The organism is Burkholderia sp. Bp8963 (assembly GCF_003854275.1).
In the GTDB taxonomy this organism is placed as follows: domain Bacteria; phylum Pseudomonadota; class Gammaproteobacteria; order Burkholderiales; family Burkholderiaceae; genus Burkholderia.
Window position 1 is genome coordinate 1 of sequence record NZ_QTQP01000080.1, and the last position, 22,835, is coordinate 22,835.

A 22,835-nucleotide genomic window follows, 5' to 3' on the forward strand; every position below is an offset into this window, starting at 1 on the left:
GTCTCGTTGCAGAAGTTCCAGACCTGATTCACGTCGCGCGCCATCGCAAGCATTGCTTTCGCGTGCTTGTCTCTGATTCGAAACTTGAGGGTCTTAACGGTTTCCATATCTCGAACTATATTGGGTCTTCGAAACTGTCTCAACAGGGAAAATGGGGAGGCCACGCAAGATTGACACCGATTTGAGGCACGGAAGGCATTGTGTCTTCGCACTGCACGTCCACCTGATATGCGTTACGAAGTACCGGCGCAACGTGTTCAAGGAGGAGCATCTGGAAGCAATGCAATTAGTTCTTGCCAACGTGTGCCGAGACTTCGAAGCCGAACTCGTGGAGTTCAATGGCGAGCACGACCATGTACATTTGCTGGTTAACTATCCACCGAAGGTCGCGGTATCAACGCTTGTCGCGTCGCTCAAGGGCGTATCGAGCCGGATGCTGCGGCAGCAGTTCGGCGATTTCCACCCGTGGCTCAAGCGCCGTGGCGTGCTATGGTCGCCGTCGTACTTCGCCGCATCGTGCGGAGGCGCGCCCATCGAGATTTTGAGGAAGTACATTGAGGACCAGCAATCGCCGCACTAAGGCCTAAAGAACGCCCGCGGCGTCCGTGCTCTCGACCCCGGATTGAACTCCGGGGCTTCCCGCACATTTGGTGAAAGACACACGGGGCATCGCTGCTTCCGGCACGAAGCGCAAACGCAATGCCGCCGCCGACGCGATCGAAGCGCCGCGCCACGCGTCCCGGTCAGCGGCGCCCGCGTGGCCGCAAGACGATATTGATCGCTGCTACCTGTGCTGACAAACCATTTGTCGTCATATAATGCGTGAGTACAACTCACACGTAGCTCGACCGTGTTCGACCGGCTTCCCCCACTACAGACGCTGCGCGCCTTCGAAGCAACCGGGCGCCTCCTGAGCATGACGCTGGCGGCCGAGGAACTGCACGTCACGCATGGCGCGGTGAGCCGGCACATCAAGACGCTCGAAACCGATCTCGGCGTCGCGCTGTTCCAGCGCCTGACCCGGCGCATCGTGCTGACCGAGGCCGGCGCCGAGTTCCTGCTGGCCGTCACCCGCGTGCTGGCCGACCTGACGAAGGAATCCGAACGCCTTCGTGCGAACGACAACGTCGCGCGCCTGAAGATCAACGCGAGCGTTTCGTTTGCGAACAAGTGGCTCGCACCGCGGCTGCATCGGCTGAAGGCGCTCCACCCCGAACTCGACATCCACCTCGACGTGACCGACACGTATGTCGATCTGAACGACAGAGACGTGGACGTGGCGATACGCTACGGCAGCGGCCGCTATCCGCGTGTGCTCGCTGAGCGGATCCTGGAAGAGACCGTGACGCCGGTTTGCAGTCCTGCCTATCGCGAGAAGATGGCAGGAATGTCTTCCGTCGCGAGCCTTGCCGGCTGCACCTTGCTGCACGAGGACGGCATGCTGGCCAACTGGGAGCAATGGTTCGCGCTGGCCGGCGTCAAAGGCGTGCGCAGCGATCGCGGCATGGCCTACAGTCACGGGAGCCTGGCCATCGAGGCGGCGATCCGCGGCGAAGGCGTGGCCTTGGGCCGCAGCGTGATCGTCGCGGACGACATTGCGGCCGGACGTCTGGTTGCACCATTCCCGCAATTCCGTCTCGAGGCCGAGCGCGGACATGATCTCGTCTATCGCATCGGAAGCCGGGACGCCCCCAAGGTATGCGCGCTGCGCGACTGGCTTGCCGAGGAAATCGGATTGTTTCTTGCACAGGCAGGTTGATCGCCGGCGCGAGTAGAAAGGCCGTCAGCTCTGCGCGCGTTGCGCCGACGGCGCGCGACGTTTCCGCTGCCCCGCCACGCGCGCGGCATTGGCGTCCGCAAATTCGCGGATCGTGTCGATCAGTGCACGCAGCCCCGCAGGAACATGGCGCCGGCCCGGGTAGTACAGGCACAATCCGTCCAGCGCCGGCGTCCAGTCTTCAAGCACGCGCACCAGCATGCCGGCCTCCAGGTCCGCGTTGACGTTCCATTCGGTCAGGTACGCGAGGCCGAGGCCGGCGCGCGCCGCGGCCAGCGTCAGGCCTGCATCGTCCAGCGTCAGCGCACCGTCGCCGTCGATGCGCAACGTCTCGCCGTGCCGTTCGAATTCCCACTGGTAGATCGACCCGCTCGGCATCCGGCTGCGGATGCACCGATGTGCGACGAGATCCGACGGGGTGCGCGGGCGCTGGTGCCGCGCAAAGTACGCGGGACTTCCGACGACCGCAAAGCGCTGCCTGTCGCCGAAGGGCACAGCAATCATGTCCTGCGGCACCGTTTCCATCAGACGGATGCCCGCGTCGAACCCTTCGACGACGATGTCGACCAGCCGCCCTTCCGTGACGATGTCGAGTTTCATCTCCGGATAGCGCTCCAGAAACGCGATGAGGACCGGCATCACCTGATTCGCCGCGCCCAACGATGTGTTGATGCGCAACGTGCCTGACGGCGTGTCGCGGAAGCTGCCGGCCTGCTCGAATGCTTCCTGAATGGTCGACAGGGCCGGCGCAACCGTACGCACGAACTGGGCGCCCGCTTCCGACAGCGACACGCTGCGGGTCGTGCGATTGAACAGCCGCACACCGATGCGTGCTTCCAGCGCCGCGACCGCATGGCTCAGCGCGGAGGTCGACACGCTCAGTTCGCTCGCCGCCGCGCGGAAGCTGCGATGACGCGCGACGGCCAGCACGGCTTCCAGCTCGGCAAGTCCGGATGTTTTCATTGTCCCGTTTTGTTCAACAAGTCATCCCCGATTGTACGGCTAGTCAGTTCAATGATGACGGCCTATCTTGCATGCACGACACCACACTTTCGGACCGAACATGCAGATCATCGACCACATCTACATCGACGGCGCCTTCGTGACACCGCACGGCGACGAGCGCTTCGACCTTTTCAATCCATCGACCGAGCAAGTGATCGGCCAGGTCCGCCTTGCCGATGCCGACGACGCACGCGCCGCGATCGCGGCGGCCAGGCGAGCATACCCGGCATTCTCGCGCACGGCCAAGGCCGAGCGCGTCGAGATGCTGCGGCGCCTGCATGCGGCCGTCGCCGCGAAGGAGGACGAACTGTTCGACGCGATCGTCGACGAATATGGCGCCCCGGTGTCGCGCGGCCGCTGGATGGCCCGCCACGCGAGCGACGTGCTGCTTCATGCGGCGCAGACGCTCGATAATTATCCGTTCGTCCGTCGCGCCGGATCGGCCGACGTCGTGATGCATCCGCTCGGCGTTGCCGGGCTGATTACGCCGTGGAACAGCAATGCCGGCTTCATCTGCGGCAAGCTCGCGGCGGCGCTCGCCGCGGGCTGCACGGCCGTGATCAAGCCGAGCGAAATGAGCGCAATCCAGACGCGCGTCGTCACCGAGGCGTTGCACGCGGCGGGGCTTCCGCCGGGCGTTTTCAATATCGTCACGGGGCGCGGCGAAACCGTTGGCGGGGAGATCTGCTCGCATCCCGACGTTGCCAAGCTCTCGTTCACGGGATCGACCGCAGTCGGCAAGACGATACTGCGCACCGCGGCAGACACGCTGAAGCGTGTGACGCTGGAACTGGGCGGCAAGTCCCCGATGATCGTGCTCGACGACGCGAACTTCGACGAAGCCGTGCCGCTCGCACTCGAAGCCGGCTTCATGAACAGCGGGCAGGCGTGCATCGCCGGCACGCGCATCCTGGTGCCGCGCGCAAGGCTGGCCGAATTCGAGGAGAAGATCGCACACGCCATCGCGGAATTCCACTCCGGCGACCCGCGTGACCCGCGCACGCGCATCGGCCCGATGGTGAGCCGAAAGCAATGGGACCGGGTGCAGCACTATATCCGCGTCGGAATCGACGAAGGCGCGCGCTTGCTTGCGGGTGGCGCGGGGCGCCCGCACGGCGTCGACGCAGGCTGGTTCGTGCGGCCGACCCTCTTCAGCGATGTGCGCAACGACATGACGATCGCGCGCGACGAAATCTTCGGTCCGGTGCTGTCGATCATTCCGTACCGCGATACCGAGGAGGCGATCGCGATTGCCAACGACACGCGCTACGGCCTGCAGGCCTACGTCTGCGGATCCGATGCCGCGCGCGCAACGGAAGTGGCATCGCAGATCGAAGCGGGACGCGTGCTCGTCAACACGCTCGCGCATGAGCCGGCGGCTCCGTTCGGCGGGTTCAAGCAATCCGGTATCGGCCGCGAATACGGTACGTTCGGAATCGACGCGTTTCTCGAACCGAAGGCGCTGCTTCGCGCGGTGTGATCGGCGCGGTGTGATCAGGTGCTCACCGGATGGGCGAGGTCTGTTGCCCTTCGGTTCGAAGGTTGCAGGCGCCGAAGCCTGACGCGCAGGCCGCCTATTCGGCATTCATCCGCCTGATCCCGCTTGCGCGCTTTCACGATCACTTGCGCTCGCGCGCCAACATCCATATAGTTACCATGATAATCATATTCCGAGGAGCATACCGTGCCACTGCCAGAGATCGACAAACATCGTACAGCCCTGGTCTTTATCGAATTCCAGAATGAATGGTTCAGCGAAGACGGCGTTCTTTTCCAGCATCTTGTCCGCGACAAAGCCCCGTTCCGGAACGCTGTCGCGAACGCCGAGACCATCCTGACGACTGCCCGTGAGGAAGGCTGGACCATCGTTCATGCCGGGCTGGATCTGCGAAACGACCCACACTACCGCTTGTTCGCCGGCGGCAGCAATGTACTTGGCCTGCGCGCCGCGATTCCCCGTGCGGGCACCTGGATCGGGCATGGCGCCGAGTTCTCGCCGCCATTCAGGCCTCGGCCAAACGAATTCGTGACACAAGGTCGATCCGGGGCAAGCGTGCTGAAAAATTCGACGCTGGACCCGTTCCTGCGGAACAACCGCATCGACACGATCGTGCTGATGGGCTTCGCGACCCATGTTTGCGTCGAATCGACGCTTCGGGAGGCTCACGACATGGGCCTCGACTGCTGGCTCGTGACGGACGGGTGCGCCGCGTTTACGGTGGCACAGCATGACCATGTCGTTGAACACGTGCTGCATCATTTCGGTGCCGGCGTGGATACAGCTTCGTTGACACGCCATCTGAAAGGGGGAACCGCACCGTGTTCTTCCTGAAAGAATTACCGAGCCGGGAATTGCTGGAGTCTTACCATGCGCGGTTTCCGGCCATGAACGTGGACAACGTCCACGCCGCACTGCACATGTTGCGGCGAGCCAGCCTGCTGATGCGCGAACTCGACAATTACTTTGCGGAAAACGAGCTCTCGACGTTGCGATACTTGATTCTCGTCGTTCTGGATCGCGAAAAACGTCCGGAAGGGATGAAAGCGAGCGAATTGGCCGATCGCGTTGACGTATCGCGCCCGGTCATGACGCGTACCCTTCAGAGTCTGGTCGACGACGGCATGCTCGCGTATACGCCTTGCGAAGAAGACGCCCGGGCGAAGCTCGTCAGCCTGACCCGCGTTGGCCGGTCCCGGTTGAATCGCGTTCTGCCAGGCTACTATCGGTTGATCGATCAGTTCATGTCGAGCAACGATTCCTGTTGATCGGGTGTCCGCCATGCGCGGCGGATTCAATCCGCGTGCCGAACACGACGTTCGGCACGCCAATCCGGATTGTCGACAATCGACGTGCCCGATGGGATGATTCGTGTCCGGGGCAACGTGCGATCCAAAGAACTTGATGACTGATTCGGCCGGTAACGGGAACCAATCGACCAGCGTCGTGCGCAACGCGGCAGTCGGAGGCGGCGTCTTTTTCCTGGCAGCGCCGGTGATCGGCGCTGCATGCGTGACAGCGCTGATGTACGCGATATTCCTCGTGAGCGGCATGCTGACAAGCGGCTCGTCCGGGTTTTATGTCCGGATGTTGCCGCTGCTTTCCGTTGGCGTCTTTTTCATGGGTTACGGCATTCCCGCCGGCCTGACCGGAATCGTCATGGGCTGGCTGGGGCTGCGTTTGAGCCGTTGGCAAACGGTATCGTGCGGTATCGCGGTCGGGGTGTCGCTGACGGCCGGTTATGCGTTGCTGACAAACTACTGGTTGCTGGGCGAAGCTTCGCCGGCGGGCATCTACTTGATGACGATACCGGGCGCGATCGTGCCGTCGGCGGTGCTTTCATGGTGGCTGCATCGACGGATCGAGCGAAAGTCGACGAACGAGCGCGATGCGGCGGCGGCCAAGGCGCCCGGCTGGTACAGGAGACGGAAATCCCTGATCGCGGTTCTGCTGGTGCTGCTGGCAGCCGGCAAGATCTATTCCGACCATGCCGATGCGTCGAGGGCCAGCCGGCATATCGATCAGATACGGTTCGGTGACACTGGTGAGCGTGTACGCAGCATTCTCGGCAATCCGACTTCCATATCGGAATCGTGCGGCGGCATCGATGCGGACCAGATCGCAGCAGAACGGGCAATGACCGGATGCGGCAGCAACTGGAGCTACGGCTCCTTTCTCCATCCGAAGGTAGAGGTATTGTTCGAGCCGAATGGTCGCGTGGGTGGCATGCTCGTCAACGGAGACTGAGGGCTGGCGGCGGGCGGGCGACTCATGTCACGCACGACACATCGCCGCCACGGCGACATGCTACGATCGGCATGACCCGACTTTTTCCCGGTGCGCCATGACGACGTTGTACGAATTGCTTGGTGTGCGCGACGACGCCACCGACGAGGAAATCAAGCGCGGCTACCGCAGGGCCGCGATGAAAGCGCATCCCGACCGCAATGTCGGCGGCGAAGCGTCCGCTCATGCGCTGTTTCAGGAGATCAAGGAGGCTTACGCGATTCTCTCCGATCCCGCGCAACGTCGCGTCTACGACACCGTCTATGCCGAGGAGATGCTCCGTCACGCGCGCCTGCGCGAGGAAGAGGAGCGTTTGCAGGCGGAGCGCGACGCCGAATATGCGCGGTTCGTCGCATTGGCGATGCGCTTCGCGGAACAAGGGCACAACCGCGACGTCGTGTTCGGCGTGTTGCTCGGCCGCGATTGCGACGTGCAACTCGCCGAACGCATTGCTGGCGGCGTGGCCGAGCTGCATGCGTCGCGTCGGCCGGGCGCGTCGCGGAACGCGGACAGTGACGCGCCGATGCAGCAAGATGACGAGACGGCGGAACAGCCCGCCTCGACTCAGGACGCACAAGAATCGGACGAGATGTCGCAAGCGTCACCGGGGCACGCATCGAAAGATGACGCCCGGACGAGCGGTGAACGCTCGCACGCGGACTTTTTCAGCGTGTTGTGGCACAGCGTGTTCGGGCTGCGTCAGTGAAGCAAGAAATTTCCGCCCTGCGTACTCTGAGAGCAAGAAACGGAGTGTCCGATCGGGTACGGTCACATACATTGCCGTCACGAACCTGACCAAAAGGAAATGTGACAAATGACCGTACTTGAAGGGAAAGTCGCCATCATCACCGGCGCATCGACCGGTATTGGCCGTGCGATCGCGTTGATGTTCGCCGCGCAGGGTGCGTCTGTCGTATTGGGGGCACGGAGCGAAGCCCGACTGAATCAGGTTGTAGACGAGATTCGTAGTCAAGGTGGGCGGGCCACTGCATGCGCTGGCGACGTCAGTCATATCGATACGCATAAAAAGCTCGTCGCGACGGCCGTGCGCGAGTTTGGTGGCCTCGACATCGCGATCAACAACGCCGGCACTGTCGGACCGCTCCAACCACTCGCCGACATCTCGCTGGAAGACTGGCAGCAAACGCTGGCGACCAATTTGACGGCGGCTTTTCTGGGGGCAAGCAACCAGATACCCGCGATGCTCGAGCGCGGAGGTGGTGCAATCGTCTTCACTTCCAGCTTCGTAGGAACCAGTGTCGGTCTTCCCGGCATGGCCGCGTATGGCGCGTCGAAGGCGGGGCTGATGGGCCTGGTGAAAGGAATTACCGCCGACTACGCAGCACGAGGAATCAGGGCAAACGCACTGTTGCCGGGCGGCGTGGATACCGAGATGGGCGGTGACCAGGAGCAGAAGGAATGGGCAGCCGGGCTCCATGCGATGAAGCGCATCGCCCAACCCGACGAGATTGCATCCGCTGCGCTTTTTCTTGCGAGCCCCATGGCGAGCTTTGTCACCGGTTCGGCGCTGTTCGCCGATGGCGGCAATGCTGCCGTGAAGTGATGCGCCATCGGCTCCTTGCTAGACTTTGGTAGCCACGCCCTGTTGCGAACGCACACGCTCAGCCGGCCGTTCATCACCAAAACGCTGCAGGAGCCGATATCCGTCGATCCAGTCTTCCAGCTGACTGGCACCGTTCAGATGTCCACGCGCTCCGGCGTTGAGAAAATCGCTTCCCCATGCGTCGGCACAGGACTGTGCAAAGCCGATCGACGCATAGGGATCGTCATCGCTTGCAACCACGATACTGTGAAACGGCAGTCTCGCTAACGGTACACGCGAAAATCCGATGCAAAGCGCGCCGGGGAACACAGGTGCCGATGGATCCGGAACAGCCACGAACAGTGCCCCTCGAATAGCGACCGCGTGGTTTGCTGCCCAATGGGCGGCTGCAAGGCACCCCAAACTGTGAGCGACAATGATCGTGTCAGGGCCGAGCGCCCTGACGTCTCGATCGATTGCTGCTACCCACTCGCTACAGACGACGTGATCCCAGTCCGCGACCTGCATGCGGCACCAGAGTCCGGGCTTTGTCACTTCCCAAATACTCTGCCAATGTGTCGCTCCGGAATTGCCATGACCGGGCACAATCAGAACGCGTGGATCCATGTTTATCCTCCGTGAATGAGCATTCAGTGTAGGGATCAACGGTCTCTGTCAGAATGGCCGAATCAACGAAATCGTTGCAGAATTCCTTCAAATGCACGGAGTTTATGGGGTGGCACAAATGAAATCCAAGGACATCGAGTTGGACCGACTCGACTGGCGCATTCTGGAGGCGCTGCAAACTCACGCGCGTATGACAAATACCGAGTTGGGCAAGCAGATTGGATTGTCGCAGCCGGCTATCAGTGCCCGCATCAAGCGGCTTGAGGAGCAAGGCGTGATCGAAGGGTACTCGGCAAGAGTAAACGCCGAGTTGGTCGGTCGCGAAATCTCCGCGCTGATCCGCATTCAAACGAGCCACGCACAGATCGCGAGGTGCCTGAAGACCTTCGCGGCCACGCCGGAAATCGTTGAGGCGCACCGCATTACAGGCGACGACTGTTTCATCGTGCGTGTGGCGGTTCAAAAAATGAAGCAGCTCGAAACAGTCATCGATGCATTAGCGAAGTTCGGCCCCGTCACGACCTCGATCATCCTGGCAAGCTATCCGCCCAAAGCGATCGGAGCAAGCACGTAGTACGCGTGGATAGAGACGTCACGACGCACGTTGCCTGGCAGCGATACGTTGCCCGAGGTTGCCAACGCCCGTCAGGTATGTGATTCGTGGAGCCGACCGACGCAGGCGACTGACCGACTGAAGGAGACTCAAATGGCCATCGAGTACTTCGCAGAGAGCAATCCGCTCACCCGCAACCTGCCGCGCTCGCTGGCGACGAAAGCGGGCGATCTGGTGTTCGTCTCCGGTCAGGTCGCGAGAAACGAAGACGGAAGCTTCGTCGATGGTGGAATCGAAGCGCAGACCCGTCAGACTTTGAAGAACGTCGCTCACGTGCTCGCGCTTGCAGGTTGCACGCTCGATGACGTCGTGAAAACCACCGTCTGGCTCGAAGACGCACGAGACTTCGCAGAATTCAATCGTGTCTACGCGGAGTTCTTTCCCGGGAACAAGCCGGCACGATCGACATTGCAGGCGACGAACATGGTTGGCACGAAAATAGAAATCGAGGCGATCGCTTGCAGGCGCTGAGCGCCGCATCGCGCAACGCTGCCCCGACAAGCCTGAAGACCTGACTGGAAATGAGCGCGGGCAAGATTCTGTCCGGCATCGCGGTGGCCGCGCTGGCCGCGCTGTCCACGGCATGCGCCGCTGCGGAGGTAGCCGGTGCGTGTTCGCCGTCGTTCTCCGAGGTCGACGTCCATGACGGGCTCGAAGTGCGGGCCCGCTGCGCCGTTTCCGCGCCCGCGCTCGCGCGCGTCACGGAGCGCCTGAACCGCGCGGTGAAGAACGACGGACTCTCCGCCACGCAACGTGTTGCGCTGGCGACAGCGGCCAACATGATGCTGCACGCGGTCTTCTCGCAGACCGACCACCGCGAATCCACCCACGACGCCGCGCTCGTCAACTTCGAACCGATCCTCGAAAGCCTTGCGTTGCAGATCAGGACGCGCGCCGATATCGACGTCACCGCCGAAGCGTCGAAATGGAATGCACGCTATGAAGATCTGCTGCGCCGGTTGTCGATCACACGCAGCACGGATCCCGCCGAACTGCAGCTCGACGAAGCCGCGAAGCGCGTCGATCTGGACCACGCATCCGCGCTGCTCACGCGGCTCGTTGGCAAATCACCGGGCACCGCCCAGCTATCTGCCGCGCGCAATTACGAAGCGGCGAGCATCGAACTGCTTCGCTTCATGCCGTGGAACGCGCTGCCGTACCTGGAAAAGGCCCATGCGCTGCAACCTGACGATACGGACATCGCCACGGCTTTCGCCGACACGCTGCTCGTGCAGCACGAGCCCGAGCGCGCGGAGCCCGTGTATCGGGCGCTGCTGAGCCAGTATCGGACGCTTGCGCAGCAGAAGCCCGGCGCGTGGCAGCCTTCCGTCGCGCGTACGCTCGACAAGCTTGGCAGCCTGTATCTGATGCGGCAGCAGCCAAAGGAAGCCGAAGCCGCGTGGCTGCACGCGCTCGAAATCTACTGGGCGCTCGCGCGCGTGAACCCTTCGGCCAACCGTCCCGCAGTGGCGCGAACCATCGACAGCCTCGCCACGTTGTACCGCGACACGCAACGCCTTCAGGAAGCGGCAGACGCGTGGCGCGAAGCGCTCGCCATCGACCGCGCGCTGGCCCGACAGGACCCGGCCATGTACCGGCCCGCGGTCGCGACGACGCTCAACGACCTCGGCATCCTCTACAGTGCGACACAGCGCACGCGCGACGCGGAACACGCGTATCTGGAAGCGCTCGGCATCCAGCGCGCGCTCGCACACGACAACCCCGCCGCCTGGCGTCCGGCGCTTGCGCGCACGCTGAATAACCTCGGGAACCTGTACAGCGCAAGCGAACGGCTGCCGGAAGCAGAGCGCGCGTACCGGGAAGCGCTGAAGATCCGTCAACAGCTCGCCCGCGAAACCCCCGCGCTCTACGAGCCTGACCTGGCGCGTACGCTCGGCAATCTGGGCGTGCTGTACCGTCTCGAACGCCAGCCGGCCAAGGCACTGCAGTCGTATCGGCAGGCGCTGCAGATCCTCCACGCGCTCTCGCGTGATACACCCGCCGCTTACGAGCCCGACGAGGCGCGGATACTGAACAACCTCGGCGTGCTCTACAGCCGCACGGGCCGGCCACGCGAAGCGGAAGACGCTTGGCGCCGTGCGCTGGATCTGTACCGCAAGCTCGCACACGACGATCCATTGATCTGGCGGCAGGACGAAGCACGCACGTTGCGAAATCTGGGCACGCTGCTTAGCCACACGCAACGTTCGGCTGAAGGCGACAGATTGAAACGCGAGGCCGACGAGCTGATCGATTCGACGCGGGCGCAATAGATCCACGCCTATAGTGATGGATGAGCATCCCGACCGGCGCATCGCGCAACTGGCAATGGAAACCTCCGCCCCAGATATCGTCCGACTTTTCCCGACCTTCGTATGGTCGCGTCGGCTCGAGCAGGCGTGCTACGAGCCGCTTGATCGAGCGCTGATCGCGTATGTCGACACGTTGATACGCGGCGGCGGCGGCACCCGCACCGGCGCCGCGTGGCAATCGGGTCACCAGCAACACGAAAGGCCTGAGTTTGCTGCGCTGATCGTGCATATCGAACGGGCCGCACACGACGTTCTGACGTTTCTCAAAGTCGCGGATGCCCCGTTTCACATTACCGGATGCTGGGTCAATGTACTGGATCCCGGCGGCGCGCACGCGATGCACTGTCATCCGAACAATTTCCTGAGCGGCGTGTATTACCTGCGCGCGCAACCCGGTGCCGACACGATCAATTTTCATGATCCGCGCCCACAGGCGACCGTCATTCGTCCACCCGTCACCGAGCTGACGGCTTACAACACCGATCAGGTGGTGTTGCCGGTCAGCGAAGGCACGTTGCTGGTGTTTCCTGCCTGGCTACCGCATTCGGTGTCGCCGAACACGAGCGCGCAAGCGCGCGTGAGCGTCAGCTTCAATGTCATGTTCGCCGACTACGACACCACCATGAGCCCGCCGCTCTGGGGGAATTGAAACGCGGCGCCACCAACCGCGAGGCTTCGCACGGAGAGTCAGTGCCGTGCGGCTCATCCTTCTGTGGTCGCCCAGACTGCATCGCGCGCAATCAATAACCGGCGGTAGCGAGTGCCTCCGGTCTCCGGTCTACTGTGACAAGCAGACATTCCCTCAGCCGTGGAGGAACGGCGAAATGTTCGCCAATGCGCGCGTCACATACGCATCCTTTTCCCCGACTGGCGCGACATGGTGGATCGCGCTGCGTGCAGCGTCGACGCCGGCCAGCCGTGCGATGAACCAGGCGGCCAGATACTGCGACGACAGGCACCCACCGGCGGTTGCTACATTTCCGCTAGCCACGAACGGCTGATTGAGCACGGCCACTCCGGCCTCCTCGACCCACGGCCTGGTCGTCAGGTCCGTGCAGGCCGGAACGTCGCCCAGCAAGCCCAGCTTCGCGAGCACGAGCGTGCCCGAGCACTGCGCGCCCAGCAACTGGCGCGTCGAGTCGAGCCTCAGTTGCGACATCAATGCGGTGTCGGCAACAACGTCGCGGGTTCGTATCCCGCTGCCTACCAGTACCGCATCGGCGTCGCATGCGTCCTGCAGCGACGCTTGCGCCTCGACCACCACGCCGTTCATCGAACGTACCTTGGCCGCAGGACTCGCGATCGAAACGCGCCACTCCGGCATCCTGACCCGGCTCAGGATGTTCAGCGCGATCAGCGAGTCGAGCTCGTTAAATCCTTCAAAGGTCAGGATGGCGATATGCATGGTGTCCTTTTACGGGTGGGGAGCTTGTGTGACGTCATGGCAGGACCGAAGGGCGCGTCGGAACCCATCAGGTACGCGTCGCAATCCCCGCATGCGGCGCTACCAGGAAGCGAGCATCGTTGCCCGGATTTTATCGTTTTGGTCCTTTCATGGCTTCCGACTCCATGGCCGCATTCCATTCCTCGCTCGCCTCGATGGGGTCCATCGCTTCGTCAACCGACGCCGTTGCGCGCTCGGCGGCCGCTCTGGTTTCGTCTACCGGGAAGGCGACATCTCCGTCGCCGTCACCCGGGGGCTGCAGCATGTCCTTGAGCATGGCGCGCAACTCCGACGTGTCCCATGGCAGCCCACGCCGAGTCCGGTCCTTGATGTAGTGCCTCACTTCCGCGTCCTGCTCTGCAGTGAGCGGCAGCCCTCGGAAGGTGCTTTGGGGGTCAGAGTTAGCCATCGCCGTCTCCTGCTTTTATCGCTTTGTCAGTGTACTCGCCATCGCGACCACGAGAGCCGTGGTCGCGGCGCTTTTGCGCCCGATCGAGCCAGCCGCTCTGAGGAAGTTGAAACGCGGTGCCGCTAACCGCGAGGCTAAGCGGAAGTTCGTTGCCGATAACACTTTCGACAGACGAATCGTGCGCAGCTCAGTGCGACGAGACATAGGTTGCGCCATCGAACGCATCAGGAATGGCAAAATTCTCGCGCATGCGTTTCGTCTCCGCAGCAGGTGTCAAGCCAAAGAGACGCTTGAACTCCCGCGTGAACTGGGACGCACTCGTATAACCCACGGCGTGGCTCGCCGCGTCAGCGGTCAGGTCCTGGCGCAACATCAGCAGTCGAGCCTGATGCAGACGCGTCGACTTCACGTATTGCATCGGCGACACCTGCGTGATCGCCTTGAAGTGGCTGTGAAAGCTCGGAACACTCATACCCGCTTCTGCAGCAAGCCGAGTCACATCGAGCGACTGCGCGTAGGCAGCGTGGATCAGGCGTAGCGATCTGCCTATTTTGCCGAACTGTCCTCGCATCGCCAGAGCCGCCCGCATCGAGCCGCCCTGCGCCCCGGTGAGCACACGAAAGTACAGTTCGCGCAGCAATCCTTGGCCCAGCACGGCAGCCTCGAGCGGCCGATGCAATGCTTCGAGAAAACGCAACACGGACGCTTGCATTGCGTCATCCATCGGCGTGGACGTCATGCTGCGAGGCGCTTCGATGCGCTCCGTCACGCCTTCGCGATCAATCTCCGCCGCCAGCTCGGCGGCCATCGTGAAATCGAGGTGCAGATACAGTGCGAGCAGCGGGCACTCCGCGGTTGCATCGGTCTCCATGCTGAACGGTACGGGCACGGACACGGCCAGATAGTGACGTTCGTCGTACAGATAGAGCTGGTCACCGAAGTAGCCGCGTTTGCGGCCCTGGCAAACGATCACGATCCCGGGATCGTATAGAACCGGCGTGCGCGACAACGCCCGGTTCGAACGCAGGATGCGCACGCTCGGCAGTGCCGTCAAGTTGTAGCCCTCGTTCGGAGCCAACATGCGCAGCAGGTCGACCATGCGTTTCCGGCTTCGCGAGCACAGCTCGGGATCGCGACGGAGTGTATGTTTGCCTCTCATAGTTTTATGCAAGAAAATTAGCGGAATTTGGCTTATCCAGCCTCGCACCTCAGACTAGTATGCATGCTCCAGACAACATTCGGAGCGTGCTCCCATGACATCAAGCAAAACGCTGCTCATCACTGGCGTCAGCAGCGGCTTCGGCCGCGCGCTCGCACAGGAAGCGCTGGCTGCCGGTCACAACGTGGTCGGTACCGTGAGAAGCGAGCAGGCATTGCGTGATTTCGCGTCTCTGTCCGCGCATGCCGCTTTTGGACGCGTACTCGACGTGACCGACTTCGATGCCATCGACGGCGTCGTGTCTGAGATCGAGGCGGGCGTGGGGCCTATCGATGTCCTGGTCAACAATGCGGGCTATGGCCACGAAGGCATCATGGAAGAATCGCCTTTGTCGGAGCTGCGTCGACAGTTCGATGTGAATGTATTCGGTGCAGTCGCGATGATGAAGGCCCTGTTGCCCTTCATGCGTGAACGCCGGCGTGGGCACATCCTGAATATCACTTCGATGGGCGGTCACATCACCATGCCGGGAATCGCGTATTACTGCGGAAGCAAGTTCGCGCTTGAAGGCATTTCCGAAGCGTTGGGCAAGGAGGTTAAGCCTTTTGGTATCGCCGTGACAGCCGTGGCGCCGGGTTCGTTCCGCACCGACTGGGCCGGCCGCTCGATGACACGAACGCCCCGCTCGATCCCGGATTACGACGCTATCTTCGACCCTGTCCGTCAAGCTCGCGAGGAAAAAAGCGGCAAGCAGCCGGGAGATCCGAGGAACGCAGCGCGTGCGATGCTTGCGACGATCGATTCGGACTGCCCACCTGTACATCTGTTGCTGGGCACCGACGCGCTCGGGCTCGTGCGACGCAAGTTGTCAGCGTTGGAGGACGAGATCCGTGCGTGGGAGACCGTCACGATCTCGACGGACCGCTGAGTGATGCGAATTGCCGCTCGCCAACCCTCGCCCGCCACCCGAAGGCCAAGCCACCGCCGCCCCCTCACCGCGGCGAAACGACAATCGCCGCCCGCCGATTCTGCGCCCGTCCGCCCGACGTATGGTTATCCCCCACCGGATCTCTCTTCCCTTTCCCGGTGATCTCGATGCGCGCGGCAACCAGCCCCACGTCGACGAGTTCGATCTTCACGATCTCGGCACGTCTCCTGGACAACTCGAGGTCATAGGCTTCCGTGCCCTCCCCGTCCGAGTAACCGTAGACATGCACCCCGTTGATCCCCGCCGACGCCAGCGTATGCCCGATGCGCTCGACAATCCGACGGACATCCGGCTTGAGGTTGTAGCGATCGAAGTCGAACAGGATCGGTCCTGTCGAACCGAACTCGAAACCCTGCTGCGTTTCTTCGAATCCAGCCGACTTGAGCACCTTGACCTGCGTCGGCGTCAGCCCACGGTATAGCGGCGGCGACTTGCAGCCCCCGAGCAGCATGCTCAGAAGCAGCGCCCCCCCGATGCCCATTCGCCAAATACTCACTGGAAACGCGTGTTTCATCGTCGCCTCCCCTTCGAGTGCGCCCGCATCGCGCGCGCTTATTTTTCACGCCCTCGTATCTTCAATCTCTTGTATTTTCCATCCTTTATAACGCCCCCGCCCACTGCGCGAGGCCACGGCCATCAAGCCGGACCCGCCACACCTTCGGCAAACTGCCACGAGCCCGGCTGCGCGCGCTTGGCCCGATACATCGCCGCATCTGCCGCGCGCAGCAAGCCGCTCGCGTCGGACGCGTGATCGGGATACAGCGCCACGCCGATGCTCACCGTGTTGGCCACCGTGCGGCCATCGGGCAGGACGGTCGACGCCATCATGCTGGATAGTATGCCGTCGGCAATCCGGCCGGCACTGCCCGCGTCGCGCATCGGCGCCAGCATCACGGCGAATTCGTCGCCGCCCAGGCGCGCGACCAGATCGGCCTCGCGCAACTGCATCCGCAGCCGCGCCGCGATGTCGATCAGCACCGCGTCGCCGACGTCGTGGCCGAGGCCGTCATTGATCTCCTTGAAACGGTCGCAGTCGAGATACAGGATGGCGACCCGCTGCCCCGTCACCTTCGCCTCACCGAGCGCGAGCGTGAGGCGCGACTCGAACTGCACGCGGTTGGGCAAGCCCGTCAGGGCATCGTGCGTTGCCCTGTGTTCGAGCGACGCGTTTTCGTGGCGCAGGTGGTTTTGCCAGTCTTCGAATTCGTCGAGCAGCGCGTTGAAGTCGTCGCCGAGCTCGTTCAGTTCGGCGATCGCCGCGGGCTCGACCCGCCGCTCGAACGCGCGCTCGCGCCGCACCGCGTGCGCGACGCCGGCCAGCGCGCGCAGCGGCGCGACGATGTTGCGCAACACGCGCTTCGAGCTGACATAAGCGCCCAGCACGCTGACCGCAAGGCAGCCCAGGATGCCGCCGACGCCGCCGAGCAGGAAGTGGAAGAACTGGTGCCCCCGGCCGCGTACTTCGACTTGTCCGACGAAGATGCCGTCGTGCACCACCGGGGTGGTCACGGGCCCGGGCAGCGCGATGTCGGCGACGGCCCGCTCGACTCTGGCGATCGGGCTGCCGGCAGGCAACCTCCACGTCGCGAACGGCTCGCCCTTGCCATCCGTGACGACGACCTCGGCCACGTCCTCTTCGCTGGCAATCAGCCTGATCGCCTCGGCCGCCGCGATGTGGTCGCCGAACACCAGCGCCGCCTCGACCGTATAGCCGAGCGAACGGGACAGCAGGTTCAGGTTGTTGCCGGCATAGGATCGCAATGCGATCACGGCGACGACGATCAACGACACGGCGGCCATCGTAACGGCGACGAACGCGAGGCGCAGGTGCGCGCGGCGCAACACGCTTTGCAGCGTCGGGCGCGGCGTGCGCGGAGGGGAAAGGAACGGCGCGGGCTGTCTCATGGGGTCACCGGCCGCCGCGCGAGATTGAGCACATTCGGGTGAACCCGCACGCCGCTGCGCGCCACGGCGTCGAGATTGATGTCGAACGACACGCGTTCGGCATCGACATTGAGGCAGAACATGCTGCCGGCCGTGCACGGCGGATCGTGCTCCGCGATCGTCAGCACCGGATGACCGGCCACAGCGGCCCTCACCAGCTTGCGCTCGTCGTCGCTCAGGTTGCCGAGATAGACGACTTCGCAGGCGGCGCCGAGCGCGGGATCATCGACGCCGACGTGCTGCACGTCGAGCGGCGTCGAACCGGCCTGCAGCGTATCGCTCAGGCCTTGCGCGTAATCGGGCCGGCCCGTCACGCACAGGTGCACGCGTGCGCGCGACGTCGGCCAGTGCGTGAAGCTGATGATGCCCAGCACGACCTGGCGCACGGCCGCGTCGCGTGGCGAAATGGCGGAATCGGCGCGGCTCGCGGTGGCGACGGCGTGCGCCAGGTCGGTCGGGCTGGTCGGGCTAGCCGGGCCGGCTGCACTGTCGGGCGTCTCGGCGATCGCGGCCGGCGCCACGCTCAGCGCCCATATCAACGCGAGCAACACATGGCGAAGCATGACGCCCCAGCCAACCCGGCCGGGCGTCGTCTGCGCAGCGATCGTCGTCGCGCCCCTTGGCGTCATGGCGGCCGCATCGCAGATAGCGGCCGCGCACACCTTCGCATGCATGATGGAACCACTCGTTGGCGTCGATCCCGGCGCTCCCCCTTGCCTCCCGCGATTCGCGGGCCTGCACCGAAATTACGCGCACGATTGCCTCATATTAGGTAGAAATTCCCGCAATCAACCAGTGGGATTCACCCGCGAGTAGCGCGCATAAGAATACCTGCCTGAAGCCGTGCGCGGCTTTGCAGCACACATTTGGCACCCTCCGCCGATCCGGTCTCGATGTCAGTGAATTGATCGGATCGTTGCGCGGCCTGTCGGTAAAAACTTCATACGTTCTTCGGCAACCCTCGCAATCGTTTGCCCGCACATGGCGCTCGTCAAAACTGCGCCCGACTTTGCAAACGCAGGCGGTGACGCCATGACCGCGGCACGCGATACGCTGGAATCCATCGCGCCCGCTCCAAGGAATGGGCAAAATCGGGTGCATCGAGATGCGTGGAGAGCAAGCGCATGTCAAACGCTCCCTTTCTTCAGCGGTTGCGGCCGGCTGGCGTGCGGTCGGTCCGGCTGACCTCCGGACTGGTACTGTTCACCTACGTGGGCACGCACCTTCTGAATCATTCGTTGGGGAATATCTCGCTCGCGTGGCTGGAGCGTGATCTGCTCGTGCAGAAGTTCATCTGGCAAGGGTGGCCTGGAACGGTCGTGCTATATGGCGCGCTCGTCACACATTTCTTCCTCGGGCTGTGGGCGCTGTACGAACGGCGCGCGGTGCACTGGACGCCGGGTGAGGTAGCGCAACTCGTACTCGGCTTGTGCATTCCGCCGCTGCTGGCCAACCATGTCATGAATACGCGGGTCGCGTTGGCCGAGTTCGGCCTGAACAAGGGTTACGCGCAATTGCTGTACTCATTCTGGCTCGGTTCAGTATTTTTCAGCCGTGTCCAACTGATCCTGCTGGTGGTCGCCTGGCTGCACGGGTGTTACGGCATCTGGTTCTGGCTGCGATTGAAACCCTGGTTCGACGCGTGGCGCAGCGTGCTGTTGAGCGCTGCCGTCCTGCTCCCCGTGCTCGCGTTGCTAGGCTTCTTGCAGGGCGGTCGGGAAGTGACCGCGCTCGCGCAAGATCCTGTCTGGCGCGCCGCCGCCACCCGGTCAACGATCGTCGGCACGGCGCCGCAAAATCTTTGGCTCGCCGGGCTGCGCAATGACTTCTTGCTGTTCGATGGCGGTGCGCTGCTGCTCGTGCTCGCCGCGCGGCTGGTGCGCACGGTGCGGGAGCGCCGGGTCGGGCGGCTCTGTGTGCGCTATCCGGACGGGCGAATGGTCATCGCGCCGCTCGGATTTTCGGTGCTGGAGGCCAGTCGCATGGCGGGCATTCCGCATGCCAGCAGCTGTGGTGGCCGGGCCCGATGCACGTTGTGCCGGGTTCGCGTGCTCAGCGATGTGCCGCTGCCCGCGCCTGCCGAGGCGGAGCGGCGCGTTCTGGAGCGATTGGGCGCCGATTCGCAGACCGTGCGCCTCGCCTGCCAGTTGCGGCCGACCCATGATCTCTCCGTGTGGCCGCTCGTGCCACCGGCGGCATCAATGGCTTTCCTGCAACGGAGCCAGCGGGATGTCATCCCGCAAGAGCGATTCGCTGCGTTCATGTTCGTGGATATGCGCGATTCGACAAGGATTGCGGCGGCACAACTCCCGTTCGACAGCATATTCGTGGTCAGTCGCTTTCTGAGCGCGGTCAGCGCCGCGGTCGTCGAAGCGGGCGGCCTGCCAAACCAGTTCATGGGGGACGCCGTGCTCGCGATATTCGGCTTGCGCAGCGAGCCGTCCACGGCTTGTCGTCAGGCGCTCGGCGCGGTGCCGTTGGTGGCAGCCAATATCGACAAACTCAACGCTGCGCTCGAGCAGCAGTTGCACACGAAAATCCGGTTTGGTATTGGATTGCATTGTGGCCGCGCGGTGATGGGCGAGATTGGTTTTCGCGAGCATGTCACATTCACGGCAATTGGCGACCCATTGAACGTGGCCTCGAGACTTGAACAGTTGACGAAGGAGATCGGTTGCGAGGCGATCGTCTCGGAACAGGTCTTCCAGCATGCCGGCGTTTCAGCCGCGGCCCTGCCACAGCTTGTCGCACGCGTGCGAGGCCGCGATGACCCGGAGCCCGTCCGCGTCCTGTCCAAGGCGGCCCGGATGCCGCGGATCTGACAAAGGGTCGCTTTCCCGAACATCGCGGCCAAGATGGCCGGATCGCCAGTGCTGATGCGCCTTCGGGCGGCCGAACGTGAACGCGCAAGGGGGACGCCACTGCACGAAAAGCGCAACGCACAGTGCGCATCTGGAAAGGGGGCATGCCGATTTGCAATCGGTGCCGGACTTCGGCCCGAAGCAGACATACCCCCATCGAGACCATCCGCGGTCGATTCGTCTACTTTGCAGCAGCCTCGATCACTCGAGCGACCGCGGCCGGCTGAGACATAAACACCGCGTGGCTTGCGCCCACCTCGGTCACCTTCGCGCCCGAACGCTGATACATCCAGGATCTGCGGATCGAGCGCGCCGTTCACCTGCTGAAAACGAGCAAGGACAGCGTGGATCGTATCGCCGAGCAGGTCGGCTACGCAGACGGCGTCACCTTGCGCACGCTGCTGCGGCGGCGGATTGGCAAGAGGGTACGTGAGTTGCGGGCGTCGCGAGGCTTGTCGACAGCCTTCAGCCTTATTCAGTCTTTACGCTGCGCAGCGGCGCAGTGCCAGCCGCTGAAGCCGGCGCTCGTTGGTTAGCCGATCGTCTTGCCGGCCGAACGCCCTGACGGTGACCGCCGCCCGCCACGCCGAGCGGCCATTTCATCCACGTTTACTTCGCATGCGAATGAATGCATACTTCGCATGCGAACTTTTAAACGCGGCGGCTTTCCAACGAAACGCCGCCGACCTTTCAGGAGGCAGGTCATGACCGAAGAAATCAAGGTAGCGCTTTCAGGCGGCGTGCTGACCGTCACGATTTCGCGAGCGGACAAGAAGAATGCGCTCACGAACGAGATGTATGGCGCATTGGCGGATGCCGTCGCGAGGGCAGATGACGACGACGAGATTCGGGTGTTGTTGATTCAGGCGGATGGAGACATATTCACGGCCGGCAACGATGTGGCGGAATTCGCCGCGCAGGCGACAGGCAACGGGCCGAAGGAACACCATGTCATCCGCTTTTTGCGGGGTCTGGCGACGGCGACGGTGCCGATCGTCGCCGCGGTGCAAGGCAAGGCCGTCGGAGTGGGAACGACGATGCTCCTCCATTGCGACTACGTGCTGCTTTCCGAAGACGCGCAGTTGATCACGCCGTTCGTGAATCTGGCCCTGGTGCCCGAAGCGGCTTCGAGCCTCCTGCTGCCATTGGTGACCGGGCACGCGCGGGCCTTTGAAATGTTCGCCCTCGGGGAAGCCGTTCCCGCCAGCGCGGCGGTCGCATGGGGCATCGCGAACAGGACGACATCCGCGACGGAGCTGCACGCGCAGGCACGCCGCGTCGCCGAGAAAATCGCCGCGCGCCCCGCCGGGTCGCTCACGGCGATGAAGCGGCTGATGCGGGATGCAGAGAAGCTGGTCGCGCAGATGGATCGCGAAAGCGTGATCTTTGCCGAGCGCCTGACCAGCGCCGAGGCGAAGGAAGCCTTCACGGCCTTTGCCCAGAAACGCCAGCCGGACTTCACGAGAATTGGCCGGCAATAGCGTGCATGCACTGAAGGTAGACGCGAAGGGGCGCCGCCGGCGCCCCGGTGCGCTACACCGGGTCTTCGTCGACGGCAGGAAACTTGTCCTGCAAACTGGCGAGCCATCGCGCCACGACGTCGATCTCGGCGGCGGTAAATCCCTCCATCAGCCGGGCGTTCAGGTCGGGGAGACGCGCCTTCGAACGCCTGAGCGCAGTGCGCCCCTCTCGTGTCAGCCACAGTCGCGACGCACGCCGATCGGACTCGTCTGCATGGCGCTCGATCAAACCGGCCCGTTCGGCCCTGTCGACCAGTCCGCTCATTCCGGGCGCCTTGAGGTCGAGCGCGGCTGCGGCTTCATTCGCGAGGGCGCCGTCGTTCTTCTCCAGGAAAAAAAGGAGGCCTGCCTGCGCAGCCGTTACGCCTCCGGCTGCCGTTCGCGCCTGCGACCATCTGTGCAGGCGCTTTTGGCCCACGTTCAGCAGATAGACAAGCCGATGATCCATTCGCTGCACCTCATGCGCGTTCCGACACGGGAACGCCTGACAGATTAATTGTTTGCATGCGAATATTATCAAATTCCGGTCACGACTCCAGCGTCACGGATACATGGCGGGTTTCTGCGCGCGCCGCGACTAGTACAACATCCCGTAAATAGATTGAATAAATAACTGCCTCGGTTATCATGTCTGGATGAGCCGAGGCCGACATGCAACGCCAGTGAAGCTGGCGAATAAAGAACGACAGGAACTGCGATCGCTGATTGAGCGGAAGACGGCCACGCAGCGAGACGTGATGCGGGCGCGGATCGCGTTGTGGGCCCACGAGGGTCACTCCAATACGGTGATTGCGCGGGAGCTGGGTGTCTCGGTGCAAACGGTCTGCCTGTGGCGCAAGCGCATTGCCC

The 22,835-nt window shown here is 63.1% G+C and carries 25 protein-coding genes and 1 pseudogene; 17 read left to right on the top strand and 9 right to left on the bottom strand.

All coding sequences use genetic code 11. From position 1 onward, the window contains the following. Positions 1-151 precede the first annotated feature (151 nt). A complete protein-coding gene (gene tnpA, locus DID96_RS35170) occupies positions 152-580 on the top strand; it encodes an IS200/IS605 family transposase (RefSeq protein WP_124603789.1) in 429 nt (142 codons plus the stop codon). 270 nt (positions 581-850) lie between these two features. After that, a complete protein-coding gene (gene gcvA, locus DID96_RS35175; RefSeq protein ID WP_124603790.1) occupies positions 851-1,759 on the top strand; it encodes a transcriptional regulator GcvA in 909 nt (302 codons plus the stop codon). A gap of 24 nt (positions 1,760-1,783) precedes the next feature. Here gcvA and DID96_RS35180 read toward each other — a convergent pair whose 3' ends face one another. After that, positions 1,784-2,740, bottom strand: a complete 957-nt coding sequence (locus DID96_RS35180) for a LysR family transcriptional regulator (RefSeq protein ID WP_124603791.1) — start codon at positions 2,738-2,740, stop codon at positions 1,784-1,786. Between the two features lie 100 nt (positions 2,741-2,840). On the opposite strand from DID96_RS35180, the gene DID96_RS35185 reads away from it, so the two are divergent. From DID96_RS35185 to DID96_RS35210, 6 genes are all read left to right on the top strand, one after another. Then, positions 2,841-4,262: an aldehyde dehydrogenase family protein gene (locus DID96_RS35185; protein WP_124603792.1), complete on the top strand. Its 1,422-nt coding sequence runs from the start codon at positions 2,841-2,843 to the stop codon at positions 4,260-4,262. Between the two features lie 204 nt (positions 4,263-4,466). After that, positions 4,467-5,114: a cysteine hydrolase gene (locus DID96_RS35190; protein ID WP_221624634.1), complete on the top strand. Its 648-nt coding sequence runs from the start codon at positions 4,467-4,469 to the stop codon at positions 5,112-5,114. Beyond that, a complete protein-coding gene (locus DID96_RS35195; RefSeq protein ID WP_124603793.1) occupies positions 5,102-5,548 on the top strand; it encodes a MarR family winged helix-turn-helix transcriptional regulator in 447 nt (148 codons plus the stop codon). The genes DID96_RS35190 and DID96_RS35195 overlap by 13 nt, the downstream gene beginning before the upstream one ends. A 136-nt stretch (positions 5,549-5,684) precedes the next feature. Beyond that, positions 5,685-6,527 (top strand): hypothetical protein, encoded by an 843-nt coding sequence (locus DID96_RS35200; protein WP_124603794.1) that lies wholly within the window; start codon positions 5,685-5,687, stop codon positions 6,525-6,527. A 97-nt stretch (positions 6,528-6,624) separates the two neighbouring features. Further along, positions 6,625-7,272, top strand: coding sequence for a J domain-containing protein (locus tag DID96_RS35205; RefSeq protein ID WP_124603812.1), 648 nt, complete (start codon positions 6,625-6,627; stop codon positions 7,270-7,272). Positions 7,273-7,380: 108 nt separating this feature from the next. Beyond that, the gene (locus DID96_RS35210) at positions 7,381-8,130 is read left to right on the top strand and encodes an SDR family oxidoreductase (RefSeq protein WP_124603795.1); all 750 of its coding nucleotides are present in this window, start codon (positions 7,381-7,383) and stop codon (positions 8,128-8,130) included. Positions 8,131-8,148: 18 nt separating this feature from the next. Here the strand turns inward: DID96_RS35210 and DID96_RS35215 are convergent, their stop codons facing one another. Next, positions 8,149-8,736, bottom strand: a complete 588-nt coding sequence (locus DID96_RS35215; RefSeq protein ID WP_124603796.1) for an alpha/beta hydrolase — start codon at positions 8,734-8,736, stop codon at positions 8,149-8,151. Between the two features lie 118 nt (positions 8,737-8,854). On the opposite strand from DID96_RS35215, the gene DID96_RS35220 reads away from it, so the two are divergent. The 4 genes from DID96_RS35220 to DID96_RS35235 all read left to right on the top strand — a co-directional run bounded on the left by DID96_RS35220 (position 8,855) and on the right by DID96_RS35235 (position 12,310). Further along, on the top strand, positions 8,855-9,310 hold the full coding sequence (locus tag DID96_RS35220) for an Lrp/AsnC family transcriptional regulator (RefSeq protein WP_124603797.1): 456 nt from the start codon (positions 8,855-8,857) through the stop codon (positions 9,308-9,310). A 132-nt stretch (positions 9,311-9,442) separates the two neighbouring features. After that, on the top strand, positions 9,443-9,820 hold the full coding sequence (locus DID96_RS35225; protein ID WP_124603798.1) for a RidA family protein: 378 nt from the start codon (positions 9,443-9,445) through the stop codon (positions 9,818-9,820). A 50-nt stretch (positions 9,821-9,870) separates the two neighbouring features. Next, positions 9,871-11,622, top strand: coding sequence for a tetratricopeptide repeat protein (locus DID96_RS35230; protein WP_124603799.1), 1,752 nt, complete (start codon positions 9,871-9,873; stop codon positions 11,620-11,622). A gap of 16 nt (positions 11,623-11,638) precedes the next feature. Then, positions 11,639-12,310, top strand: coding sequence for a 2OG-Fe(II) oxygenase family protein (locus tag DID96_RS35235; protein ID WP_124603800.1), 672 nt, complete (start codon positions 11,639-11,641; stop codon positions 12,308-12,310). A 153-nt stretch (positions 12,311-12,463) separates the two neighbouring features. Here DID96_RS35235 and DID96_RS35240 read toward each other — a convergent pair whose 3' ends face one another. The 3 genes from DID96_RS35240 to DID96_RS35250 form a co-directional block, all read right to left on the bottom strand. After that, positions 12,464-13,066: a DJ-1/PfpI family protein gene (locus DID96_RS35240; RefSeq protein ID WP_124603801.1), complete on the bottom strand. Its 603-nt coding sequence runs from the start codon at positions 13,064-13,066 to the stop codon at positions 12,464-12,466. Between the two features lie 130 nt (positions 13,067-13,196). After that, a complete protein-coding gene (locus DID96_RS35245; protein ID WP_124603802.1) occupies positions 13,197-13,514 on the bottom strand; it encodes a hypothetical protein in 318 nt (105 codons plus the stop codon). A gap of 187 nt (positions 13,515-13,701) precedes the next feature. Further along, a complete protein-coding gene (locus DID96_RS35250; RefSeq protein WP_185732467.1) occupies positions 13,702-14,613 on the bottom strand; it encodes an AraC family transcriptional regulator in 912 nt (303 codons plus the stop codon). A gap of 154 nt (positions 14,614-14,767) precedes the next feature. Here DID96_RS35250 and DID96_RS35255 point away from each other — a divergent pair, with 154 nt between their 5' ends. Further along, a complete protein-coding gene (locus DID96_RS35255) occupies positions 14,768-15,601 on the top strand; it encodes an oxidoreductase (RefSeq protein ID WP_124603804.1) in 834 nt (277 codons plus the stop codon). A 64-nt stretch (positions 15,602-15,665) separates the two neighbouring features. Here the strand turns inward: DID96_RS35255 and DID96_RS35260 are convergent, their stop codons facing one another. The 3 genes from DID96_RS35260 to DID96_RS35270 form a co-directional block, all read right to left on the bottom strand. Then, positions 15,666-16,175: an OmpA family protein gene (locus DID96_RS35260; protein WP_124603805.1), complete on the bottom strand. Its 510-nt coding sequence runs from the start codon at positions 16,173-16,175 to the stop codon at positions 15,666-15,668. 122 nt (positions 16,176-16,297) lie between these two features. Then, positions 16,298-17,566 (bottom strand): diguanylate cyclase, encoded by a 1,269-nt coding sequence (locus tag DID96_RS35265; protein WP_124603806.1) that lies wholly within the window; start codon positions 17,564-17,566, stop codon positions 16,298-16,300. Next, positions 17,563-18,279 carry a YfiR family protein gene (locus DID96_RS35270; protein WP_124603807.1) on the bottom strand — a complete coding sequence of 239 codons (717 nt, stop codon included), beginning with the start codon at positions 18,277-18,279 and terminating at the stop codon, positions 17,563-17,565. Before DID96_RS35270 ends, DID96_RS35265 begins: the two co-directional genes overlap by 4 nt. Before the next feature lie 450 nt (positions 18,280-18,729). Here DID96_RS35270 and DID96_RS35275 point away from each other — a divergent pair, with 450 nt between their 5' ends. From DID96_RS35275 to DID96_RS35290, 3 genes and pseudogenes are all read left to right on the top strand, one after another. Next, positions 18,730-20,427 (top strand): adenylate/guanylate cyclase domain-containing protein, encoded by a 1,698-nt coding sequence (locus DID96_RS35275; protein ID WP_124603808.1) that lies wholly within the window; start codon positions 18,730-18,732, stop codon positions 20,425-20,427. 323 nt (positions 20,428-20,750) lie between these two features. After that, positions 20,751-20,906, top strand: a pseudogene (locus DID96_RS35285) (helix-turn-helix domain-containing protein); the annotation flags it as partial. Between the two features lie 264 nt (positions 20,907-21,170). Then, the gene (locus DID96_RS35290; protein WP_124603809.1) at positions 21,171-21,947 is read left to right on the top strand and encodes an enoyl-CoA hydratase-related protein; all 777 of its coding nucleotides are present in this window, start codon (positions 21,171-21,173) and stop codon (positions 21,945-21,947) included. Between the two features lie 52 nt (positions 21,948-21,999). Here the strand turns inward: DID96_RS35290 and DID96_RS35295 are convergent, their stop codons facing one another. Continuing rightward, positions 22,000-22,434 carry a MarR family winged helix-turn-helix transcriptional regulator gene (locus DID96_RS35295; protein WP_124603810.1) on the bottom strand — a complete coding sequence of 145 codons (435 nt, stop codon included), beginning with the start codon at positions 22,432-22,434 and terminating at the stop codon, positions 22,000-22,002. A gap of 214 nt (positions 22,435-22,648) precedes the next feature. On the opposite strand from DID96_RS35295, the gene DID96_RS35300 reads away from it, so the two are divergent. Next, a partial coding sequence (locus tag DID96_RS35300) for a helix-turn-helix domain-containing protein (RefSeq protein ID WP_260463770.1) occupies positions 22,649-22,835 on the top strand: 187 nt, incomplete at its 3' end.